17 protein-coding genes are annotated in these 22,380 nt (G+C 56.0%); 11 read left to right on the forward strand and 6 right to left on the reverse strand.

Annotated features, from left to right (window positions below; all coding sequences use genetic code 11):
- The first annotated feature begins 43 nt into the window (after positions 1–43).
- The 8 genes from HS103_07710 (at position 44) to cadA (ending at position 9,890) form a co-directional block, all read left to right on the forward strand.
- On the forward strand, positions 44–514 hold the full coding sequence (locus tag HS103_07710) for a hypothetical protein (protein ID MBE7512686.1): 471 nt from the start codon (positions 44–46) through the stop codon (positions 512–514).
- Between the two features lie 13 nt (positions 515–527).
- Positions 528–1,946 (forward strand): FAD-dependent monooxygenase, encoded by a 1,419-nt coding sequence (locus HS103_07715; protein ID MBE7512687.1) that lies wholly within the window; start codon positions 528–530, stop codon positions 1,944–1,946.
- A 40-nt stretch (positions 1,947–1,986) separates the two neighbouring features.
- Positions 1,987–2,472 (forward strand): DinB family protein, encoded by a 486-nt coding sequence (locus HS103_07720; GenBank protein MBE7512688.1) that lies wholly within the window; start codon positions 1,987–1,989, stop codon positions 2,470–2,472.
- Between the two features lie 229 nt (positions 2,473–2,701).
- Positions 2,702–4,180 (forward strand): glycosyltransferase, encoded by a 1,479-nt coding sequence (locus tag HS103_07725; protein MBE7512689.1) that lies wholly within the window; start codon positions 2,702–2,704, stop codon positions 4,178–4,180.
- 26 nt (positions 4,181–4,206) lie between these two features.
- Positions 4,207–4,668 carry a 2TM domain-containing protein gene (locus tag HS103_07730; protein MBE7512690.1) on the forward strand — a complete coding sequence of 154 codons (462 nt, stop codon included), beginning with the start codon at positions 4,207–4,209 and terminating at the stop codon, positions 4,666–4,668.
- A gap of 65 nt (positions 4,669–4,733) precedes the next feature.
- Positions 4,734–5,045, forward strand: coding sequence for an alpha-glucosidase C-terminal domain-containing protein (locus tag HS103_07735; GenBank protein ID MBE7512691.1), 312 nt, complete (start codon positions 4,734–4,736; stop codon positions 5,043–5,045).
- A 148-nt stretch (positions 5,046–5,193) separates the two neighbouring features.
- Positions 5,194–7,401: a UvrD-helicase domain-containing protein gene (locus HS103_07740; protein MBE7512692.1), complete on the forward strand. Its 2,208-nt coding sequence runs from the start codon at positions 5,194–5,196 to the stop codon at positions 7,399–7,401.
- A 503-nt stretch (positions 7,402–7,904) separates the two neighbouring features.
- Entirely contained in the window at positions 7,905–9,890 is a 1,986-nt protein-coding gene (gene cadA / locus HS103_07745; GenBank protein ID MBE7512693.1) for a cadmium-translocating P-type ATPase, read from the forward strand.
- 42 nt (positions 9,891–9,932) lie between these two features.
- Here the strand turns inward: cadA and HS103_07750 are convergent, their stop codons facing one another.
- The 6 genes from HS103_07750 to HS103_07775 all read right to left on the reverse strand — a co-directional run bounded on the left by HS103_07750 (position 9,933) and on the right by HS103_07775 (position 16,424).
- Positions 9,933–10,433, reverse strand: a complete 501-nt coding sequence (locus HS103_07750) for a hypothetical protein (protein ID MBE7512694.1) — start codon at positions 10,431–10,433, stop codon at positions 9,933–9,935.
- 9 nt (positions 10,434–10,442) lie between these two features.
- Positions 10,443–11,207 (reverse strand): tRNA (guanosine(37)-N1)-methyltransferase TrmD, encoded by a 765-nt coding sequence (trmD, locus tag HS103_07755; protein MBE7512695.1) that lies wholly within the window; start codon positions 11,205–11,207, stop codon positions 10,443–10,445.
- 50 nt (positions 11,208–11,257) lie between these two features.
- Positions 11,258–12,112: an alpha/beta hydrolase gene (locus HS103_07760; GenBank protein ID MBE7512696.1), complete on the reverse strand. Its 855-nt coding sequence runs from the start codon at positions 12,110–12,112 to the stop codon at positions 11,258–11,260.
- On the reverse strand, positions 12,109–14,613 hold the full coding sequence (locus HS103_07765; protein MBE7512697.1) for a glycosyltransferase family 39 protein: 2,505 nt from the start codon (positions 14,611–14,613) through the stop codon (positions 12,109–12,111). Before HS103_07765 ends, HS103_07760 begins: the two co-directional genes overlap by 4 nt.
- A 46-nt stretch (positions 14,614–14,659) precedes the next feature.
- Positions 14,660–15,328 carry an FHA domain-containing protein gene (locus HS103_07770; protein ID MBE7512698.1) on the reverse strand — a complete coding sequence of 223 codons (669 nt, stop codon included), beginning with the start codon at positions 15,326–15,328 and terminating at the stop codon, positions 14,660–14,662.
- A gap of 193 nt (positions 15,329–15,521) precedes the next feature.
- Positions 15,522–16,424, reverse strand: coding sequence for a metallophosphoesterase (locus HS103_07775; GenBank protein ID MBE7512699.1), 903 nt, complete (start codon positions 16,422–16,424; stop codon positions 15,522–15,524).
- A 98-nt stretch (positions 16,425–16,522) separates the two neighbouring features.
- Here HS103_07775 and HS103_07780 point away from each other — a divergent pair, with 98 nt between their 5' ends.
- The 3 genes from HS103_07780 (at position 16,523) to HS103_07790 (ending at position 22,263) form a co-directional block, all read left to right on the forward strand.
- Entirely contained in the window at positions 16,523–18,700 is a 2,178-nt protein-coding gene (locus HS103_07780) for a DUF1926 domain-containing protein (GenBank protein MBE7512700.1), read from the forward strand.
- A 227-nt stretch (positions 18,701–18,927) separates the two neighbouring features.
- Positions 18,928–20,244, forward strand: a complete 1,317-nt coding sequence (locus HS103_07785) for an anaerobic glycerol-3-phosphate dehydrogenase subunit C (GenBank protein ID MBE7512701.1) — start codon at positions 18,928–18,930, stop codon at positions 20,242–20,244.
- Positions 20,245–20,295: 51 nt separating this feature from the next.
- Positions 20,296–22,263: an ATP-dependent metallopeptidase FtsH/Yme1/Tma family protein gene (locus tag HS103_07790; protein MBE7512702.1), complete on the forward strand. Its 1,968-nt coding sequence runs from the start codon at positions 20,296–20,298 to the stop codon at positions 22,261–22,263.
- Positions 22,264–22,380: the final 117 nt, after the last annotated feature.

Raw genomic sequence — 22,380 nt, forward strand, 5'->3', positions numbered from 1 at the left:
GTGTGTTGGGTGGGTGCCGTTGAGGAATGAGGCATCGAGACGTATGGGACGATTGCTGACGATTCATCCTTGCCCAGTGTGCAACTACCATATTGAGGATGTACTCCACGAGGGGGGGAGTGGGATTGATACCTCCTTGCTCCGTAATCACTATGTGTTAGGGGTCTGTCAAACGTGCCACGAGGTCGTTTCGCTGCTGATCCCAAACACAGCCGAGGAGACGCTCGATGCTTTGAAAACGGCGCGGTACGCCCTCACCCAGATGGAAGCCGATGCGGTCATTGGCGATCTTCAAGCGCGGGATATGCTCCCGTTTTTCCGGCAAGCACTGGATACCTTTGATGAAAATGTCCCTCTCGCTGAGACAAGCTGCACAAACTGCGGAAGCACAGCGGTGAGGGTGTTGATTCTGGAAGGGACGGGCTTAGCTGGCAAAAGCGATGAAACATGGATCACCTGCCCTCGTTGTGATGAGGGGCGCTTGTTTGTGGAAGTAACCGGACGGTGGGATTAGGAAGGTAGTGACTATGCAGGCAGCTTCTCAGGCAGTTGTCATTGGTGGGAGTATGGCGGGTCTGTTCACGGCGCGTGTTCTCAGCGATCACTTCGCCCGCGTCATCGTGATCGAACGCGATTCGTTCCCTGATACCGCTGAGTTTCGGAATGGCGTCCCGCAAGCACGGCACGTTCATGCCCTTCTTGCGCGTGGGCAGCGCATTATGGAAGATATGTTCCCCGGACTTGCCGAGGATTTCAAAGAGATCGGCGCTCCGCGCATTGAGTGGGGAACGGATACGGCATTTCTGACGCCCGGGGGGTGGGTCAAGCGCTTTGCCACCGGCTACCAAACAAACCTCATCTCGCGCATTGCCTTAGAACACCTCATCCGCAAGCGACTGGCGCTGCGCCGAAACGTTGAATTCCTGCCCGAAACAGACGTGCTTGACCTCATCGCCAGCGAGGATAAGGGGACGGTAGTGGGCGTGAATGTCCAATCGCGGCGCGATAAAAGCGAGGCGGGGCATTACCCAATCATGGGCGATATGGTTGTGGACGCCAGCGGACGGAATTCCAAAGCCCCGGAGTGGTTGACCGCCCTCGGCTATGATGCGCCGTCAGTGTCCACCGTCTATGCCTACATTGGCTATGCTACGCGCTGGTATGAAGCGCCGGCTGGGAAACACGATTGGAAAGTTCTGTTCATCAACGCCCGCCCCGAACAAGGCTTGAAGCGCGGGGCAGGCATCTTCGAGGTGGAAGGCGGACAGTGGGTGGCAACGCTTGGCGGGCTGAATCGCGATTATCCCCCAACGGACGAGGCGGGCTTTTTGGCGTATGCCAAGACGGTTGCCACACCCGCCTTCTATGAGGCGATCAAAGACGCCAAACCCATTTCTCCCATCTATGGCTACCGCTATGATGGAAACCGGCTGCGCCATTACGAAAAAATGACCCGCCGCCCAGAAAACTTCCTCGTCATTGGCGATGCGGTGTGTGGCTTTAATCCACTCTATGGACAGGGGATGACTGTTGCCGCGCTGGAAGCGCTGCGCCTCGGTGAATTGATCACCGCGCACAAGATGAGGAGCGGATCGTTGAAGGGGTTGGCGGGCAGCTTTCAAAAAGCGCTGGCGGGGGCAGTGCGCAACCCCTGGCTGATGGCGACAGGGGAGGACATGCGCTATCCAGAGACCGAAGGTCCGAAGCCAAACGCTTTTTCTCGCCTCGTCCAGCGGTATATCAATCAGGTGAATCGGGCAATGCCCAACGACGAACAACTCTCCTTAGCATTCATCGAGACCTCGAACCTTACCCGTCCTCCCACTGGCTTGCTTTCCCCTCGCTTGGTGCTGCGTGTTTTGGGGCATATGGTTAGAGGAAAAAAGGCGAGTGCTACTGAGCAAAACGCCATTCCCATTCGTCCGGTTGGTGCTGTTCAAGGCTAGAAATCCGCACTAAAGAATAAGGGCAGAATAAAGGCTTGGTATGTTCGCTAAAACAACCTTTCAAACCCAGTTTGCTTATCACTGGCATACCGTTCGTCACCTGATGGACTTCGCGGCAAAGCTCCCCGACGCCGAATACCGTGAAGATGCTGGTTACGGGCATGGCTCGATCCACAGCATCTTGTTTCACATTCTCCGTGCCGATGAGGGCTGGCGGCGGGCATTAGAGACAGGATCGCGCCAAGAGCCGCTGACACCCGAACTATACCCCGATCTTGCCGCGCTCCGCGAGGGGTATGCCCGTGAACAAGCGGCGTGGGACTCCTACCTGAACGGATTGAGCGTGGCGCACATTGAGGGAAAAATAACCCTCACTTCGCCACGTGGCGAGGCAACCTATGATCTAGCACGTATCCTTCAGCATCTTATCATTCATGGGATGCAGCATCACTCAGAGATTGCTGCTTTGCTGACCCGTAAAGGACATTCACCAGGAAATCTTGATTTTCTGTTTTTCACGGGCTAGATATGGGCTACCTGAAGTAGATGCTGTACGCAAGCCTTGAGCCTTGTTATAATCACGCATTTGTGTTCGGGGCAATTTTCACAAGCCGTTTGAGGATCGTTATCATCACGTGAGAATCATCCCTTTGAACTTATGTGGTCTTATCAGACATCGCCCTAACTGGTGCTATGCCGTATAGCAACGCATCATAAGGGGGGGCGACTATAGACAGTAAGGGCGTGCTGCGTTTATGTGGCTGCTGACGATTCTTCTCGTTGTCATCTATTTTCCTGTGTTCGCGTTGTTGGTCATCTACGGCGCGAACCTCTATATCTTGATTCTGATCACCTTCTGGCGGCGAAAGCGTCTAGATGCTACCCCCTCAGAGGTGACGCCGTTTGTCACCGTACAAGTCCCGCTCTATAACGAGCAGCACGTCAGTGAACGGGTTATTGATGCGGTTGCCCACCTAGATTACCCTTTGGATTGCCTCCAAATTCAAATCTTGGACGATTCCACCGACGAAACGCGGGACATTGTGGCGGCACGGGTCGGCTATTGGCAAGCGCAGGGGCTAGACATTGAGCATTGCCATCGGGTAGATCGCAGCGGGTACAAAGCGGGGGCGTTGGCAAAGGCATTCCCCACCGCCAGGGGTGAATACATTGCCATTTTTGACGCCGATTTTCTTCCTCATGCGAATTTCCTGCGGGAGACAATACCCTTTCTTCAGCATGACCCCCACGCCGCCTTCATCCAATCGCGGTGGGAGCATCTCAACCTAACCGCCTCATGGCTAACGCGCCTACAAGGGGTTGCCCTTGACAGCCATTTCATGATAGAGCAGTACGCCCGCTCACGGGGGGGGTTTGCCTTCGGGTTTAATGGGACGGCGGGGGTTTGGCGGCGCACGGCAATCATAGATGCTGGTGGGTGGCGAGACAGCACCCTAACGGAAGACCTCGATCTGACGTACCGCGCATGGCTGCACGGCTGGCACGGGTTGTATCGCCAAGATGTTACCGCCCCGGCAGAACTACCACCGACGATGACCGGCTTCCGTCGCCAACAAGCCCGCTGGCAGCGAGGCAGCATTGAAGTAGCGCGAATGCTTCTTCCCGATATTTGGCGGAGCGGCTATCCGCTGCTCGCCAAGATTGAGGCGACGATCCACCTCTTGGGTCCGTTGGTGACGCCGCTCATGGCGTTCTTGCTCATCTCCTACCCGTTTCTGCTTCTTCTGGGGCGGCTGATCCCGGGCTTTGTCATTCCCCCCAACAGCCTTGATTTCTTGGGTCCGATCACCCTTGCCCCGCCGCTTTTTTTCATCACCAGCCAAATCCTTGCCAGACGTTCTACCCTGAACGCCGTTGTGGGGGTGGTGCTTTGCCAAATTATTGGCGCGGGCATGGCGATGAACACCCTGCGGGCGGTCATAAAAGCCCTTCTTGGACAGCATGGCGAATTCCTTCGCACGCCGAAATTTGGCGATAAAAAGGAGACCGTATGGCAAAGCAAGTACCATGTCCGCGCCGATCCCGGGATTGCCCTTGATATTGTTTGGGGCTTTTTTGCCCTTCTTGCCGCAATTTTGGGGCTGATTCATGGGCATAACTTTGTGACGCTGTATGGATTCGTCTCGTGCTTGGGCAGTTGGTGGGTGGCTGGTTGGACGATCCTACCCGACATTCGAGCGGCGTTTCGGGCGAAACGTTTGGCAGTAGCGTAACGTACTAAAAGCAAAAAGGACGTGCCATGAGCGATATTGACCATGAAGCCATCCGCCGGCGGGTGGAAAAGCGGATGAAACAGCGCCAAGAGTTCTTCATCCATTTCGCCATCTACATTGCCATCAACCTGGTTCTGTGGGTGGTTTACCTTTTCAACCTTGTCGATCCCTTCACCATGTTCGACATTAACGAATTTCGCTTTCCCTACCCGCTGTTAGTTATGATTGCCTGGGGCATTGGTCTCCTCAGCCATGGTTTGGATACCTATTTCAAAACAAGCGATAGGCTGGTAAACCGCCGTGAGGATGCTATCCAGCGTGAGATTGAGCGCGAACGCGCCCGTCTTGGCTTAGCCCCCGCTGAATTTCAAAAATCAAAACGTCGCGCCCGCCTCGGTGAAGATGGCGAGCTTGTCTACGATGATGAGCGCGATCCAGTCGATGACGACAACGCTGTACCAGCCCGAACACAACGCTCAGAACGCTAGAGTTCACCATACCCTACGATCACCGATGACGCGCCGCTCGCTCTCTTGACTGCCTTCGTCCGCGCTTGCCAGCGCTCTTTCCGAAAGACCCTACTTGGCGCACCTTTAACGCTCGTTTAGAGGCGCATTTTCCGGCGCGTATGGCGGTGTGGCTTGATGCAGCTCAGGCGGGGGTGATTGCCCTTGAGCGCACGCATGGCGGCGAAGTAATCCTCATCTTAGCAAATGTTACCGAGGCGGAAGTGACCCTTGATGGACGCTACTTGCCGCCCATCAACCCGCGTGGGGTGTACACCGACCCGCTCAGTGGTGAAAGCCTCCGTCCAGGGACGATCACCCTGAACGCTTATGGGATGGTCTGGTTGCAATACCCCTAAAGATCACTTGCCTTCAAACAAGGTAATTCTAGTACAAAGAAAAAATCGGTTGGCGAATAAGGGAAAAGTAGCGAACTTCCCCTTTCAGATCGATCCTTATGCCCCTTCCGTCTATAATCTTTCCCACGAACGACAACGGAGAGTCCTCTTGTCCACAAATGCTATTTTGGATGGGCTGAACGATGCCCAACGTGCCGCTGTCTCCACACCGGCGGGGGCAACCCTGGTTGTTGCCGGACCCGGCAGCGGCAAAACTCGCGTCCTGACACGGCGGGTTGCCTATCTGATCACCGAGATGGGCGTTTACCCCGAAGAAATCATGGCAGTGACGTTTACGAATAAAGCCGCCGGGGAAATGCGCGTGCGCATCGAAAAGATTTTAGGGCGAACGATGCGCGGGCTTGCCGTTGGGACATTTCACGCCCTGTGCGCCCGCATCTTGCGCCGCGAGGCAGCCCATATTGCCCTGCGCCCCGACTTTTTAATTTATGACACCGAGGATCAACTTGCCACGATGAAGGTGGCAATTGAAGACCTCAATCTCGACTCGGATAAATTCAAACCACGCAGCATTCTAAGCGCCGTCTCTGCAGCAAAAAACGAACTGATCACGCCCGATACCTATCCAGACACCAGTCAGGGGGATCGCCTTGTCGCTAAGCTCTACCGTCGCTACGATGAGATTCTGCGGGCGTCCAACGCGCTGGACTTCGACGATCTTCTCATGCTGACGGTGTTTCTCTTTCGACGAGCGCCGGCTGTGATTGCGGATTATCGATCCCTGTATAAACATATCCTTGTCGATGAATTTCAGGATACAAACGCCGCACAATATGCTTTACTGAGGCTTTTGGAGGGGGATACCGAACCCCAAAATAGCCTTTTTTGTGTGGGCGACCCCGACCAGAGCATCTATGCTTTTCGCGGGGCAGACTATCGGAATGTGACGCGCTTTCAAGCCGATCATCCCCATGTGCGGGTGATTCTTTTGGAGGAAAATTACCGCTCGCATCAGGCGATCCTTGATGCGGCGATGGCGATCATTGACCGCAACCCGAACCGCATCAAGAAAAACCTGACCACCCCGCGCACCGACAGCCGTCCAATCATGGCGAAACAACTCAGCGATGACCGTGACGAGGCGGATTATGTGGCATGGACGATCCGCGAATACCAACGGATGGGTCACCCCCTGCGGGATTGCGCCATTATGTACCGCACGAACGCGCAATCCCGCACCCTTGAAGAATCGTTCCGCCGTCTCAAACTTCCCTACCGGCTGATTGGGGGCGTGCGGTTTTATGGGCGTAAGGAAGTCAAAGATGTCCTTGCTTACCTCCGTCTGATTGTGAATCCCGATGATTCGATCAGCCTGAAGCGGATTATCAATATCCCCCGTCGGGGGATTGGGGCGACAACGATCAGCCAGTTGGAAGGGTATGCGGGGGCGCGGGGGATGAGCGTCTATGCCGCGCTCTTAGCGCTTCCCCATGCCGCTGATTCGCCGTTTAACAGCAAGGCAAAGAAACTGCTTGGCGAATTCACGGAGATGATTGAACGTTGGCGCAGCATGGTGGCGACAACCAGCGTCAGCGATCTGGTGCGGGATATTCTGGAAACGACGCACTACATCGATTCGATCAACGATGGCTCGGAAGAAGGGAAAGACCGCGCCCAAAACGTCCAAGAGCTTTACAACGCGACGAAAGAAGCAGGCGAGATCACGCTCTCCCAATATTTGCAGGATGTCTCCCTTGTTGCCGATGTCGATAATTACGACGAGGATGCCGAAGGGGTCGTCTTGCTGACGTTGCACAGCGCCAAAGGGTTAGAATTTCCCATCGTTTTCATTGTGGGGTTGGAAGATGGTGTCTTGCCCCACCAAAATAGTTCCGACGATCCTGAAAAACTGTCCGAAGAACGCCGCCTTCTCTATGTGGGCATCACCCGTGCCGAGGAACACCTCCACCTGACATGGAAGCGCCGCCGTGCCGGATATGGTGGGTCGCCGGGGGAGTTTGCCATTCCTTCGCGGTTTTTGGCAGATTTGCCAGAACGCCTCGTCACTGGATCGCCCCTGCCCGGGAGTGCCGCTCGTGAGGTAGAACGCCGTCGCGCTGAACTGTGGACGCCCTCCCCCGCACCTGTCCACCGCCCGCCAACGCCGCGCCCGCAATCGAATGTCCAATCCTTCTATAAATCAGGGCAGCGGGTGCGCCATGAACGCTTTGGCGATGGGACGATTTTAGGGAGCGTTGTTCGCGGCGAGGAGGAAGAAATTACGGTGAAGTTTGATCGCGTGGGGATTAAGCGCCTCGCCGCCTCCGTCGCCCCGCTGACGCTTTTGGAGGAATAAAAGCACTGTAATGCCTGTCCGGTAACTAAGGTCTGTTGTGCGCCCGCCGCTAAAGCAGCGGGCTAGAAGTAACCACCCCTTCGGGGCTTGGAAATCAAAAAGCCGTACCGTGCCTTCCGTTTTAAGCCCCAACGGGGTGATCATGCCTAGCGCGTGAGCTTCAGCCCTGCGCCCCTGTAAGGGCGACCCCTGGGGTGTCCGTGTGCGCCCGCCGCTAAAGCAGTGGGCTAGAAGTAACCACCCCTCGGGGCTTAAAAGGCAAAAGACGCCGTTCGTCTTTCCCCCTTTCCCTGTCTACGGGAAAAGGCGATTGCTGCGCAGTAACCGGGGGGGATAGGGGTTCTGACCCAAAACCGTCAACACAGTCTAGCTGCGGACACGCCTTGTAATACCCGCTGAGGCATTGAAACCAAGTCTCAAAATAAGATTGTGACAAACGATACTATGTCTTAGTTACGACACTCTAACGAAAATGGCTGTAGAATCATTCTAAGGAGGATCGGATGATTCACACACTCGAAACAAAACATGAAGTCATTAGCACGACCTCATCTGAGGTTGTAAGCTGCTGTGAACCGAAGCGCGTTCCCCTCCATGAGGAGCAGGGGTTTTTCGCCAAACGTGAAGTGATCATGGTTATTCTTACCGCCCTCGGGTTGGGCGGGAGTATCGTCTTGGGCTGGGTGGGGGCGTCGCCCACCCTTGTGGGGATTGCTTTACTGGTCGCCTATGTCAATGGTGGCTATATGGGGTTGGTAGAGGGATGGGCAAGCCTGCGCAAGAGGCAGATCAACGTTGATGTCCTGATGATCTTGGCGGCATTTGGGGCAGCACTTGTCAATCAGGCACAGGAAGGGGCGCTGTTACTCTTTCTGTTCTTATTGAGCAATGTGTTGCAGCACTATGCGATGGAACGCAGCCGCAACGCCATACGCGCCCTGATGAAACTGCGCCCGAATGAAGCCTCCGTGCGGCGCGATGGGGAGATCGTTGTTGCCCCAGTGGAATCCCTTCAGATTGGTGAAATTGTCGTGATTCGCCCTGGCGAACGCCTGCCTGTCGATGGTGAGGTGATCGAAGGAATGAGTGCCGTTGATCAAGCCTCGATCACCGGGGAATCGATGCCCGTGACGAAAGGGCTAGGCGACACGGTATTTGCCGGCACGGTGAATGGCGCTGGCGGGTTGGAAGTGCGGACGACGCGCACCGTATCGGATACCACGCTTGCCCGAATCATTAAGATGGTGGAGGAAGCCCAAGATCAACGCGCCCCAACGCAGCGATTTATGGCAGCTTTCGAGCAAACCTATGCCAAGATCGTGATCCTCGTTGTTGCGCTCTACATTATCCTTCCGCCGTTGGTGTTGGGTGTAGCCTTCAGCGGGAATTTTTACCGAGCGATGGTGCTGCTGACGGCGCTTTCACCCTGTGCGCTGATCATTAGCACGCCCGCCGCGATTCTCGCGGCGATTGCCCATGCCGCCCGCCGAGGGGTGTTGTTCAAAGGCGGCGCCTACCTTGAGATGATGGCAACCTTGAAGGTGGTTGCTTTTGATAAGACGGGGACGATTACAGCCGGACGCCCTGTGGTGACGGACGTAGTGCCCTTTGGGGAGACAGATCGCCACAGCCTTCTGGCGCTGACCGCCGCCCTCGAAGCACGGTCTGAGCATCCCATTGCCCTAGCGATCTTGACACAGGCAAAAATAGATGGAATCACCCTCCCCGAACCAACCGCATTTGAGGCGATCTTGGGACGCGGGGTTTCCGGGCTGATTGATGGTGTGTTGGTGCGCGTTGGCACAATGCGCCTGATGGCAGAGAGCAGGCTAACTGTCCCGCCAGAGATTGCCGCCCTTCGCGAACGTTTTGAGGCAGCCGGAAAAACGGTAGTGATTGCCCACCACGAGAAGGCTGGTTGGCTAGGGGTGATTGCCGTTGCCGATGAGCCGCGCCCAAACGCGAAGGCAGTGATTGCCCGTTTGCGCCGCGAGGGAATCAAGCGGATCGTCATGTTGACCGGGGATAACGCCCGTGCCGCCGCCGAGATCGCCACCCAGGTGGGGGTGGATGACGTTCGCGCTGATCTCTTGCCGGGCGAAAAGCTGACGATTATTCGTGAGCTTCAAGGGCAATATGGCAAGGTGGCGATGATTGGGGATGGGGTGAATGATGCTCCGGCGCTGGCTGCGGCAACGATTGGCATGGCGATGGGCGCAGCGGGGACGGACGTTGCCTTAGAGACGGCGGATGTCGTCCTCATGGCGGACGATCTGAACGGGATTGCCGATGTTATAGCGCTCAGCCACCGGACGCGCCGCGTGATGATCCAGAACATCAGCTTTGCCTTAGGGGTGATTGTCGTTTTGGTCATTGGGACGTTGGGCTTCAATTTGCCGCTTCCGCTTGGTGTCATTGGGCATGAGGGCAGCACGCTGATCGTCGTCCTGAATTCGCTGAAATTGCTGAGCATAAGGCGGCAAAGCTGAGTGTAAGCGTGCCGCCTGATTTCAAGCCGTACCGCACAGCGATCACAAGACACCGGTCAATTCCAGCAAATAAAGCGTGATCTCAACGAGATGATCCCGAAACGGGGGGGTGATTGCCGGCGCACTCTCCCCCCGATAGAGGATCACCCGATGGAGTCGTGGGCGCAGCACATCCCCCCAATCAAAATCGATCTGGACAATATCGGCGGCGCGATAGGCAACATATTGGGCATCATCACTGCCTAGCCGCCACCCCACCCCCCCCGCCGCTGTAGGCTGGCTGACAAGGCTGTGAAAGGGGTATTTTTTCAGGATCGCTTGCAATGCCTCACCATGCTCAGGGCTGGCGGTGTAGTAACGGTGGCGTATTCGAGCAGCGTCCACATCAGCAAGGATGCGTTGAACAGCGCTGGAGGCATCTGCCCCCAATGTGGCAAGGTGACGATCTAGCCGCCCTTCGTCAAGGTCGTAAAGACGAGCGATGTCGGCGGGGGCAAGCCCCATATCTTCGGCAATCTGTGCCTTCACCAAATCACTATTCATACTGATTGATCATCCTTTCCCCCGCGTCCGTACCCACTGCAAAGCAAGGTCGGCAAGGGCGTAACGCTCCTTCTCGCTTAACTTTGCCCGCAACAACATATCGGGGCGCTGCTCCCACGTCCGCCGGAGCGCATCCGCCCGCCGCCATGCCATAATTGCCCGATGATCACCGCCCTGTAAAACCGCCGGAACGGTTAGCCCACGAAAGTCCACTGGGCGGGTGTAGTGAGCATATTCTAACAACCCCGTTGCATGGGAGTCTTGAGCGGCGGCGTTGGCATCGCCCAAAACTCCGGGAATATGCCGCGCAAGGGCATCGATCATGATCATGGCGGGAAGTTCCCCTCCGGTCAAGACGAAATCGCCAATGCTGATCTCATCGGTAATCACCAGGTCTCGAACGCGCTCATCAACCCCTTCGTACCGCCCACAGAGAATCACAAGGCGCGGATACTGTGCCAGTTCTGCCGCCAGCGCTTGGTTAAAGACGCGCCCTTTGGGCGTGGTCAGAATGACCGGAACCCCCGCCGCCCCATCAAGAATGTGTTCTACAGCGTGAACAATCGGATCAACACGCATGACCATCCCCCCGCCGCCGCCATAGGGGGGTTCGTCGGTGACATGGTGTTTATCTGTGGTGTAATCGCGGATGTTATGCAGGCGCACATCGAGAAGGTTCGCCGCTTGCGCCCGTTTGAGAATGCTCTCCGTGAGCGGACCCTCGAACATTGCCGGAAAAAGGGTCAGAACATCAATACGAAGTGGTGTCGCCATAAGGGAGACTATAGCATAGCTGGCTAGGAATCCGCGTATCGTTTTTACGCCTACTTGTAGCCCTCCAACCACGCTTGAATGAGTGCCGCTGTTTCCTCTGGGTGGGTCTGGGGGAACAAATGCCCCTTTCCCTGTAACTCGACAAAGTGCGCCTCTGGGAGTGCTTGGCGGGTTAATGCTGCCGCATCGGGAAAAAACGTGTCGCTCGCCGTCCCGCGCACAATCAAGGTAGGCAAACGTCCGCGCAGTTTGGGGACGGTGCGCCATGTTTGCCCAAATATTCCGAAGAAATACTGCGCCTCCCATTCGGGCGTCCATGTGAGTGTCACCCCCGGTCCGTCCTCTTTCGGGCGTGATCCGTAATGCGCATAGGCATGGAGCGCCTCTGGCGTCCAATCGCTAAAAATCTTCCGCGTGCGAAGGTACTCGTAGAATGCCTCCTGACTGCTGAAATCCCGCCGCCGCTGAAGTGCCTTTTTTGCGGGCGGCATAAGTTGAATCAAGCCTAAGGCGCGAACAACACGCAGCGGGCGCAGCAAGCGCGGTGGAAGAAAGGTTGGATCAAGAAGTACCAATGCCCGGAAGCGCTGCGGTTCTTTTAACACCGCCAACATGGAGGCAACACCGCCCATCGAATGACCAATGGCGATCACGTCGCTCAGGGCTTCAGCACGCAAACAGGCAAGAATATCCTCCGCCATAACATCCCATGTTTGGGCAGTCTTGAGGGGCGGGGAAGGTGTCCACAGCGCACGGGGGAGCGTTCCGATCACGCGGTGTGCTGCGGTCAATGGGCGCAGCAAGGGAGTATAGGTTTGGGACGGGAAGCCATTGGCAATTGCCATGTGGATGACGGGCGTGCCAGAGCCGCCAAAGGCATGGATGGGCGGAGGGAGTGCGCTCATGGGCGTTTTAAAACCTCGAAAACATGGATGAGAACATAATCGGTTGTGTCTTCAACGCCCTCTACGGGGAGGCGTTTTCCGCTGGTTGGTTCAAACAGCCCAACACGCAGTTCGTAGCGCCCTGGCGAAGCATCAAGGGGAATGCGCACCTTCCATTCATCCTTAATTAGTTCGCCTGCCTGCCACAAGCGTGTTGGATAGGGGACACTGAAATGCGCACCCTCCACGCCCTGCCAAACGGTGAACGCCCCTTCAACGGGCTGTCCGCCCCATGCCGCAACCAACCGCCCGGCGGCAGCATCATAGAGGTGAATGAAAACGCTGTAATCACCATCGGCGGGGCGCACCGCCCGCCACCAATTTGTGATGTACAGGTTTTCGCCGGGGAACTGCTGAAGGGTACTGAGGTCTGTTTGCAACAGGATGGCAACATCCCCCACAGCGGCATTGGTTCGCCCCTCAAAAGGCTCGAAGCGTGCGGCATTGTTGATGCGATAGGCAGAAAATCGGAAGTTTCCGTCGTCTACAGTGTAAAGGCGTACCATGAAGGGTTCACGGGTGAGCGACGCCAAAATCTGGTTGAACAGCGTCCCTTGAAAGAAATACAGTTTTTGCCCCACCGAGCTATCGACAAAGATATCACTATCGGCAATCTCATCTAAGTGTGTGGGATAAACATCCCCGCGAATGTCATCGCCGGGGAAGAAGAAATTCAGGCGAAGTTCCCCCGGTGCTATCACGCGCAGCGGTCTACCTAACCGTTGTCGTTCCTCGCGGAGGAAATTGACCAAGCCCATCAGGGCGCGGTTGCCGGCGGCAATCTTTGCTTCATCAGTGGGGAGGGTATGGCTAAGCGCGGGTTCAAGCCCGCTGAGGACGCCATACCAACCGGGGAGGGATGTGGCGACGATAACCACCGACAAGGCGATGCGACGCACCCGATTGAGGGGAATTGATGCCGCAATTCGCTCTATCCCCGCCGCCAAAACAACAATCATCAAGGGAACGATGGCAAAACTGAGGCGGTAATGATAGGAATACGACCAAAACCATGTCACCCCATAGGGCAGCGTAAAGGCAGCGAGAAGCAGGAATATACCGCGTCGGGTGGGACTCCATGCCCGCCATGTGGGGAGCGCCCCCCAGAGAATTAACCCGCTGCCGAGGATGAGCAGCGCATAGTCGGAGAGGTTAAACGTCCGAGGGGTGATCGTCGTGACAATCTGCCCCACCGCCGCCAAGCGCAGTTCATCGAAGGTGGGCAGCCGTCCCCCAAAAGCGGAGAGCAAAATACCCCCCGCACACACCGTATAACCAGCCAACAGCGCGATCAAGTGGCGATCACGGGGAGGGCGGAGAACCCGCCAAAGAACAAAAACGGTAGCGATGAGCAGCGGGAAACCCAGTTCTTGCCCAGAGCGTTGGGCTGCCTCTTGCCAATAACCCGGGGGGAGCGTCACCGCAGGGTGTCCATAAAGGACATTGCGCACATACCACAGCCCGCCGAGAGGAACAGCACAAGCAAGGGTGACCAGCGGCGCAAGCGCCTCAAAGGGTAGGCGCTTGCGGGAGGTTCCCCTCAGCCGACCATTGGCAAGAATAGGAAGAATCGCCCCTCCCCCGATGAGCGCCAAACTCTGCACAAGGGCGGCGGCTGTTGGCTTTGTCCACAGCGCTGCCCCCATGGTTATTCCGGCAAGGGCGAGATAGCGCCACCGATACCGTCCCTCTTGCTCTCGCCAAGCGGCAATAAAAAAGGCGGCTGTCCCTGTCATATAGAAGGTGACCGTCACTTCTAAATCGCCAAACTGACTCCACACGGCATGATGAGGATAAAGCGCCCAAAGCGCCGCCGCCAGCAAGCCCACCCGCCAATTAAACGCGAACGTCCCTAGCAGGTATGCCATGATAACGCTGCCTAGTGCAATATAAGGGAGGACAACCCGCGCCGCGTGATCGTTGATCGTCCCCCAAAGGAACTGCATGGCGGTATATGCCAACGGGATGTGCTGCGGATAGTAGCCAATGGTCGGCGGGATGCGCCCTTCAAGAAAAAAGACCTTCGCATTGTAGGCATAGACCCACAGGGCATCGTAGGTGGTGAAATTCCAATAGGCGATGTTCCAGAATCGTAAGAGGAGGGCAACCGCCGTCACCGCCACCAAGACCCACGTGAGGAGGGTTGCCTTGTCTGGTGTTGGTGCTGTGTGGGGGAGAAGCGAGAGGGAATAGCGTTGGCGGCGGGCAAACAGCCATCCCGTGAGGGCAATCACGCCCGTCATAAGAAGGATGGTTGCGGCGTTAAACGTCCCGAACGTCCCCAAGAGGAACATGCCCACAGTGACCAGGGCGGGGCTAAGGGCTAAGGTTGCCCCGATGCGCGTCATTCGTGCGGCGGTTGGGGGAAGGAGTACCCCTACCCAGTGCCACCCCACCCCGAAAAAGACCCACAACGCAGCAGGGGCAAGAGCAAGGGTAGGAAACAGCCAGTCAGGGATCATGGGCGTAGATTAAGGGATGGACGACTGGCGTTAGAGCGCAAACACGCTAAAACTTGACCTTGATCCGCAAATGACCTAACCGTAGTTCGTCGCCGCTGCGCAGTAAGCGCTCCCCTTCAGGGATCAATTTTCGCCCGTTCAGAAGCGTCCCGTTTGTGCTGCGCAAATCAGCTACGTAAAGGAGCGTCCCATTCCGTCGAATACGGATATGTTTCCGTGATACGCCCAACTCGCCCGCCTTGAAGGGCGTCAAATCGACATCCGGCGAGGGATCATTGGGGTGTTCACTACCACGCCCAATGACGATTTTCTCTAGGGGAGGAAGGCGTACTTCGCTGTTTTCGATCTCAAAGGTGATCGGGCGCTCGGCAAGCGCATCGCCCGTTATGTAATGGCGTTTTTCTTGGGGAAGGGTGTCTTCCACTTTGTTCGTCTTGCCTGCGGCATTGAAAATGAAGCCGCAGTTTGTACAGACCAATTCGCCTACGCGATATTCTTTGTTGCACGATGGGCAGGTATGAATCTCCGGTGTGCGGGGTTTGACCGGATCGGGCGCGGGTGGCTCATCGGCTGCGTTTTGAGGGGGCAGCCCTCCCGATGTAGAAACTGGATTTGTCCGATCCCGTAGATCGGACAGTTTGATCCGTACCGTCGGCTTATCGTCGGGATGCTCCAACGGATTTGTTTGCTTGTTAGGGGCGTTTTCGTCCGCCATACCCGCGACTCCGATTTCCAACACTACAACAAGAAAAGATGATGAGGCAATGTAGTCAGATGTGGACGCAAAGTGATTCTGTTACATGTGGGTAGTATATAATGTCTACCGCACGTATGCAATAAAAAACGCCTTTTTATCCCATTTCAAACCATCTAGACAGCATGTTGACAACCCCGCTGCGTAGGGGAGGTTAATCAACGCACCGCGCCGATCCTTGATCTCGGTAGGTGAAGCCCGCCGCCGGAACAAACTCCCATACATACCGATCCGCGTATAAGGTGAAGACAATGACGCCTAAGGAAGTCTTGTCGTATGCCTCGCTATAGGGTTTTCGTTTGTTCAGGATGTTCCGCGAACGGCTGGCGCCACCCGTTCCCACAATGAATTGGCGTATCCCCCGCGCCCGATCCAGAGTCCCCATTGGGTCTAGCGGGGCAAAGCGTTCGTAATTATGAACATGCCCATTGACAATGACATCGACCCCATAGTCGTAAAGAACCTCCCAAAGGGCTGGAATATCGCGAGGGCGGTCTGAATACGTCCCCCCCACCGAAGCAAGCAGCGGGTGGTGCCAAATCGCCATTGTGCAGCGGCGTGGATTTTTTTCGAGCGTCTCGCGCAGCCACTTGCCTTGAATGGAAACATCCTTACGGGCGTCGATGTTGCTGTTGAGCATCAGAATCAACCATTCGCCGTGTGTAAAACTGTAGAAGCTGTACCCTTCAGGGCGGGCGATTTTCTCCCCGAAATAGGTAAAATATCCCTCTGCTCCCCTTGTCCCATACTCGTGGTTGCCCAAGACGGGGCGCGTATAGCGTTTGAACCGTCCCCAAGAGGGGTGATAGCAGGTCTGGAATTCCTCCAGAGTTCCCTTTTGATAGACGTTATCCCCCGCCGTAAACACGAGATCGCGGGTGGGATCAAGGAGGGATTCGACAAGGTTGGCGGTGGCTTCATCGCCCACATCAGAACAAACGGCAATATCACCCGCGCCAATCAGACGGGGCGGCAAGACGTCTTGGGCGGCGACAGGCAGCCCTCCCACAACGAAGACGACTAACAGCAAAAGGATTAAACGGCAAAGGTAGTTCATTATGGAGATTGTAACGCCTGACACAAGGCAGCCGAAGATGCACTCGCTATAATTGACCTCACCTATTCATCTCACCCTGCAAAAGGCATGGGGGCGTCATGACTGCGCCGATTTTTCTCTCACTTGTCTTTCATAACCATCAGCCCATTGGGCAGTTCGACTATGTGACCGAACATGCCACCCATGTCAGCTATTTGCCTTTGATTGAAGCATTGGAGCGCTTTCGCCATGTGAAAGTAGCTATGCACTTCAGCGGGGCGCTGCTTGATTGGGTGCAGCACCACCAACACGATTTGATTGAACGGCTGCGGGCGCTTGTCACACGGGGACAGGTTGAACTTCTCTCCGGGGGGTATTATGAACCTGCTCTAATCGCTATCCCTGATGAAGACAAAATTGGGCAGATCGAGAAACTGAACACCACCCTTCTCAATATGTTCGGAACTCCACCAGAGGGCTTATGGCTGGCAGAACGTATTTGGGAGCCACATCTTGCCCGCCCAATTGCCCAAGCAGCCATCAAGTACGCTATTTTGGACGACACCCATTTTGAGCGCGTCGGCTTTGATAAAGAACGTGATCTCTTTGGCTATTACATGACCGAAGAGCAAGGGGCGTCGTTGGCAGTGTTTCCTAGTTTGACCTACCTTCGCTATGCGATTCCCTATGCGCCGGTGGAAACCCTCTTTGATTGGCTGCGGGCAAACGCGATCACGCCGGAGGGGGGGCGTCCGCCGCGCTTGGCGATGATGGCGGACGACAGCGCCAAGTTCGGCATGTTCCCCGGCACATACGAATATTGCTGGGGCGATGGCAAATACATTGAGGAATTATTCACCTCCTTCGAGATGAACCGCGAATGGCTGCGGACGATCACCCCAGGTGAATATCGACGGACATTTGCCCCGCTTGGTCGGGCATACCTCCCCGCCGAAAGCTATATGGAGATGGGCGTTTGGTCACTCTTGCCCGATGACTCCGCCCGTTTGGGGGATGTCCGCCGCCGCTTGGAACGGGAACGCCGCCCAGAGGTGATTCGCTTTCTTGGGGGGGGGTTGTGGCGAAACTTCATGGTGAAGTATGAGGAGATCAACCACCTTCACAAGCGGATGCTGCTTGTCAGCAAGAAAGTTCACGCTATGCGCCGAGGGCGAAAACGAGATCGGGCGTTGGAACTGCTTTGGGCATCACAGGGGAACGATCCCTATTGGCATGGGCTGTATGGTGGCGCTTATCTGTTCAATATTCGGGTGGCGAACTACACCAATATCATTGCCGCAGAAGAAGCGGCAGAGAGTGAAGAGTTGATGATCGCCCTTGACCAGCGCGATTTTGATACGGATGGACACGAGGAATTGATCATCACCAGTCAGGGGTTGAATGCCATCTGCGCTCCGGCGCAAGGAGGGGCGATCCTTGAGCTTGATTACCGCCCGGCGCATTACAACCTGTACAATGTCATGACGCGCCGCAAAGAAGGCTATCACTCGGTGTTGGAGCAAGCCGCCGCTGAGGGCAAAGTAATCACCCCCGACTCCCCCAACTATCAAGACACGCTGCCACCGGATGCGGTGCGCTCCAAAGAGCCGGGCTTGGAGAAACGCCTTGTCTATGATTGGCACCGGCGGACAGGGTACATAGATCATTTCCTCGGCGCAACAACCACATTTTCAGAATTTGCCCGCGCCACTTATGCCGAACAAGGGGATTTTGTCAACCAACCCTACAAACTTGCCGAAGTCCAGCGCGATGATACCTCCGTGTACGTTGCCTTAGAGCGGGACGGGCATGTTTGGATCGGGGAGATACACCGCCCGGTGCGTATTCGTAAATCGTTTGTGATTCAGTTCAACGATCCGACGCTCTATGTGAAATACACGATTACGCAGGGCAGTGAATCGCCCATTTTCCTTCGGTTTGGCATGGAAACTGTCATTGGCTTTGACGATGGGCATGATCTTCGCTACTGTGCGCTCCATGTCAACGAGGATGGCGAACGGCGCTCTTTAGCCTTGCCCTCTGAATTTGAGGGGGTGAACGCCCATACAACCGATTCAAACCTGAAAAACCTCACCGTGCGCACAGAATTGAGCCGTCCAGCATTTTTATGGTCTTTCCCCTTAGAGACCATCACGTGTTCGGAATCAGGATTTGAAAGCACCTATCAAGGGACGGTCTTTCTGCACCTGTGGCATATTCACCTGAACCCGGGCGAACGTTGGGAGGTCAATGTTACACAAACGGTGCAGCAGACGGCGACGCGCCCAGGGGTGTAATAGCTGCACCCCTTACGGGCGAGGAAGGTCAGGCGGTGAAGAAATCTTACCCTCTGCAACCCATCATCAGCAGCGAGGGGGGACAAATATGCCCCCTCGCCGTTTCCAGCGAGGGGACTAGGTGCATCTTTTCTTTATTGTCTTTCTCCCCATTCTCTCAGGCATTCCAACACCGTTCTTATAGCCATCTCACAGCGCTTGCTGTATAGTTGTTCGGTGAGGATGCCATGCTCGAATTACATGAACAACCTTATACGCCCCATCTGCCGTATCTAGAGGAAACGCCCTTCAGTGCCGACCACTGCCTGAAATGCAACATCTGCACACAAGCGTGTCCCGTTGCTGCTGTGACGCCATTGTTTCCGGGTCCAAAAACGGTGGGTCCCCAAGCACAGCGTTTCCGTAATGGCGATCTGCCTTCGGTGGATAATTCGCTTGATTACTGTTCAAGCTGCGGCATTTGCACCCTTGTCTGCCCGCATGGGGTGCGCGTCATGGAGATCAACACACAGGCGAAGGCGCACCTTGCCGAGGCACAGCCTTTTGGTGTGAAGAAGTTCCGCAACTGGATTTTGGGGCGTAATGCATGGTGGGGGCTTTTAGGGACGCCCTTTGCCGCGCTTTTGAACTGGCTGTTTACCTTCAAACCCTTTCGCTGGGCGTTGGAAAAAACAATAGGCGTCTCGCAGCGGGCAGCGTTTCCAAAGTGGGCGGGGTACACCTTTCGGGGGTGGTGGCGGCGGCGTGAACGGGCGGCAAAAAGTACCCCGATCACCGCGCCTACCGTCGTTTATTATCATGGTTGCAGCACAAACACCTACGAGCCGCACATCGGAAAACTTGCCGTCCAAATTTTGGAGAAAAATGGTTTCCGCGTGATCGTTCCAGAGCAAGCGTGCTGCGGGCTGCCGATGCAATCGAACGGGGATTTTCCCGCAGCGCGGCGCTTCGCTGCAAAGAATACAGAGGCGTTGGCAGGCTATGTGCGGCAGGGGATTCCCATTGTTGGCACATCGGCAAGTTGCATTATGGCGCTGAAAGGGGATTACCAGCATGTTCTCGGCATGGATGATGAGGACACGCGCACGCTGGCAGGTGGCATTTACGATATGTCGGAATTCCTGTATCGCCTTCATGGGGAGGGAAAACTGAACACGGCGTTTCGTCCGGTGGGAGACTTTTCCCCTGACCTACGGGCGATGGCAGCCGAACGGCGCGTCCCCTACCACGCCCCATGTCAGTTAAAAGCACACGGTATGGGACGTCCTGCCCTTGATCTGCTTGATCTGATTCCCGGCATGAATACCCTTGAGATGGACGCTGAATGTTGTGGCGTTGCCGGCACCTATGCTTACAAAGTGGAAAAGCGTCAGATTGCAGAGGATGTGGGAGCGCCCCTCTTTAACCGGATCAAGGAATTAGGCGCACCACTTGCCATATGCGATACGGAAACCTGCCGCTGGCACATTGCCCAGTTAAGCGGGGTAAAAGTTGTCCATCCAATCGAAATTCTCGCTGAGGCATACGGGATCAGCGCCGACTGAGCGCCTCGTTGTGCAGCCTCTCCCGACCAAATCATCGGAGTTGGAAAGTCTATGTCGAACATGCAAAAGCCTCCCCAAAACGGCAGCGACCCGAATGGGGGCGGTAATCCTAACAACAACAAACCCACCCCGCCGCGTTTGCCCATCCCCATGTGGATGATTGTCATTTTTGGTGGTGGGCTGCTCTTTCTCTTGCTGATGCGGGCGCTCTCACCAAACGATCCCTTCGGAGGGAACACGGTGGAAGTGGCGTACTCCTTCTTCCGCAACCAAGTGGATACAGGAAATGTCAAAATCGTGGCGATTACCGGTACAACGGTGCGCGGCGAATTCAAAACGGCGGTGCGCTACCCAGAGCCGAACTCCCCAGAAGCCTTGGGGACGACCTCGGTGATGACTTCTACCTTCAGCGTCACGCTCCCGCCCTTGCAAGACAGCGCCCTTTTGCCTGATCTAAACAAGCAGGGCGTCACGGTCATTGCCAACGATTCATCGCCTTCGACGCTGCTGTACATTATTGTCCAATGGCTGCCAGTGATCCTCATTGGGCTGCTCATCTTTTGGACGTTCAGCCGCGCCCGAACACAGCAAAACGGGATTTTTGGTTTTGGGCAAAGCCGTGCGCGGCAATACAACGAGGAACACCCCCAAGTGACCTTTGTCGATGTCGCGGGTGAAGATGCGGCGAAGGAAGAACTCACCGAGATGGTGGACTTCCTCAAAGACCCCGATAAATACATCCGCTTAGGGGCGCGTATCCCGCGTGGGGTGCTGTTGGTTGGTCCCCCCGGAACGGGAAAGACACTCCTTGCCCGTGCGGTGGCTGGCGAGGCGAAAGTGCCCTTTTTCTCCCTTTCTGCCTCGGAATTTGTCGAGATGTTTGTTGGCGTGGGGGCGTCTCGCGTGCGCGATTTGTTCACCCGTGCGAAGGCAGCCGCGCCGAGCATCGTCTTTATTGACGAGATTGACGCCGTTGGGCGGCAGCGTGGGGCGGGCTTGGGCGGCGGCAACGACGAGCGCGAGCAGACGTTGAACCAGCTTCTTGTGGAGATGGATGGTTTTGATCAGCGCGAGACGGTCATTGTCATGGCGGCGACGAACCGTCCCGATGTGCTTGATCCAGCCCTTCTCCGTCCGGGGCGCTTTGACCGCCAAGTAACGGTTGATTTGCCGGATCGCAAAGGGCGTGAGGATATCCTGAAGGTTCACACACGGGATATTCCGCTCTCACGGGATGTTGACTTGGCGATGTTGGCGGGCGGGACAATCGGCTTTTCTGGCGCAGATCTGGAAAACCTTGCCAATGAAGCAGCGCTCTCAGCGGCACGCAACCGCCGCGACAAAGTGACCATGCGCGATTTCCAACTGGCGTTGGATCGGATCATGCTTGGCTCGACACGCCCACCGCTCTCCAACGAGCATGAGCGAAAGGTTGTTGCCTATCACGAGGCGGGTCACGCATTGGTGGCGATTATGACGCCGGAAGCAGACCCGGTGGTGAAGGTAACCATTGTCCCACGCGGACGGGCGTTGGGCGTCACCCAATACATGCCTGCTGATGATCGCCGGAACTACTCGAAGGATTACCTCATGGCGATGCTCTACTACATTATGGGTGGGCGCAGCGCGGAGGAAACCGTCTTTAATCAGATCACCACTGGCGCAGAGAATGACCTGCGCCAGGCGACAAATCTTGCCCGCAGCATGGTGTCTCAATGGGGCATGAATGAGGAAGTTGGTCCTGTCAATTACGGGGACAATGATCGCCAGCCCTTCTTAGGCTACAGCCTTGCTCAGACTCGGCAGTATAGCGATGCCACCGCTGCGCTCATTGACAAAGAGACAAAGCGCCTTGTGGAGCAAGCGCACCAGCACGCCCGCCATGTCCTGCGTGATAATCGGGACAAGTTGGATGCGCTGGCGAAGGAACTGTTAGACGTTGAGGTGATTGATCAGGCGAGGGTCTATGAAATTTGTGGTATGCCCTTGAACGAGGCATCGCCCATGTCGAATCCGTAGTACGTTGTCCCAGTATTTCTAGAAAAACCCTGTCCCCCTACCCCCTTTCCCCGCACGCGGAGAAAGGGGACGAATTTCTTCCCCCTTTCTGTTTACAGAGGGATAGGGGGGTGGGAC

Source organism: Anaerolineales bacterium (assembly GCA_015075625.1).
GTDB lineage: Bacteria > Chloroflexota > Anaerolineae > Aggregatilineales > UBA2796 > UBA2796.

Coding starts and splice junctions, on each gene's coding strand:
- HS103_07710 (MBE7512686.1), top strand. CDS start 44: ATGGGACGATTGCTGACGATTCATCCTTGCCCAGTGTGCAACTACCAT.
- HS103_07715 (MBE7512687.1), top strand. CDS start 528: ATGCAGGCAGCTTCTCAGGCAGTTGTCATTGGTGGGAGTATGGCGGGT.
- HS103_07720 (MBE7512688.1), top strand. CDS start 1,987: ATGTTCGCTAAAACAACCTTTCAAACCCAGTTTGCTTATCACTGGCAT.
- HS103_07725 (MBE7512689.1), top strand. CDS start 2,702: ATGTGGCTGCTGACGATTCTTCTCGTTGTCATCTATTTTCCTGTGTTC.
- HS103_07730 (MBE7512690.1), top strand. CDS start 4,207: ATGAGCGATATTGACCATGAAGCCATCCGCCGGCGGGTGGAAAAGCGG.
- cadA (MBE7512693.1), top strand. CDS start 7,905: ATGATTCACACACTCGAAACAAAACATGAAGTCATTAGCACGACCTCA.
- HS103_07750 (MBE7512694.1), bottom strand. CDS start 10,433: ATGAATAGTGATTTGGTGAAGGCACAGATTGCCGAAGATATGGGGCTT.
- trmD (MBE7512695.1), bottom strand. CDS start 11,207: ATGGCGACACCACTTCGTATTGATGTTCTGACCCTTTTTCCGGCAATG.
- HS103_07760 (MBE7512696.1), bottom strand. CDS start 12,112: ATGAGCGCACTCCCTCCGCCCATCCATGCCTTTGGCGGCTCTGGCACG.
- HS103_07765 (MBE7512697.1), bottom strand. CDS start 14,613: ATGATCCCTGACTGGCTGTTTCCTACCCTTGCTCTTGCCCCTGCTGCG.
- HS103_07770 (MBE7512698.1), bottom strand. CDS start 15,328: ATGGCGGACGAAAACGCCCCTAACAAGCAAACAAATCCGTTGGAGCAT.
- HS103_07775 (MBE7512699.1), bottom strand. CDS start 16,424: ATGAACTACCTTTGCCGTTTAATCCTTTTGCTGTTAGTCGTCTTCGTT.
- HS103_07780 (MBE7512700.1), top strand. CDS start 16,523: ATGACTGCGCCGATTTTTCTCTCACTTGTCTTTCATAACCATCAGCCC.
- HS103_07785 (MBE7512701.1), top strand. CDS start 18,928: ATGCTCGAATTACATGAACAACCTTATACGCCCCATCTGCCGTATCTA.
- HS103_07790 (MBE7512702.1), top strand. CDS start 20,296: ATGTCGAACATGCAAAAGCCTCCCCAAAACGGCAGCGACCCGAATGGG.